The sequence below is a fragment of the Streptomyces hilarionis genome, assembly GCF_024539675.1.
In the GTDB taxonomy this organism is placed as follows: domain Bacteria; phylum Actinomycetota; class Actinomycetes; order Streptomycetales; family Streptomycetaceae; genus Streptomyces; species Streptomyces hilarionis.
This window is the reverse complement of record NZ_JAHHIT010000704.1, coordinates 1-277: the sequence shown is the minus strand read 5'-3', so window position 1 is coordinate 277 and position 277 is coordinate 1. Positions and strand designations below refer to the sequence as shown.

Below are 277 nucleotides of genomic sequence, written 5' to 3'. Positions count from 1 at the left end.
CGTTGGGGGTAAATAACCGCGCCAACCATAACCGCGAAGCTATTGGTTGACGGGTTGAAGTCCAGATCGGTGGACACAACCTTCCCAATGTTCACGCCTAGGAATTCGACAGGCGCATTTACCGCTAAACCGCGCATTGACTGATCGAAATGCATTCGAATGAAGAAGGGCTCACCATCTGGCGGAGCCAAAGCAGTTGCTTGGTCTTTAAATAATGGAAAGGCGCTATGCTCTTCAGTATTTTTAGCATCGGCCCCATAGGGCGGCTCCATAAAAG

Annotated in this window: 1 protein-coding gene; it reads right to left on the bottom strand. The window is 50.2% G+C overall.

Annotated elements, in window-relative coordinates:
* Window positions 1-277: MlaD family protein (locus KMS84_RS40080; protein WP_256921582.1), on the bottom strand; the 277-nt coding region annotated here is incomplete at both ends.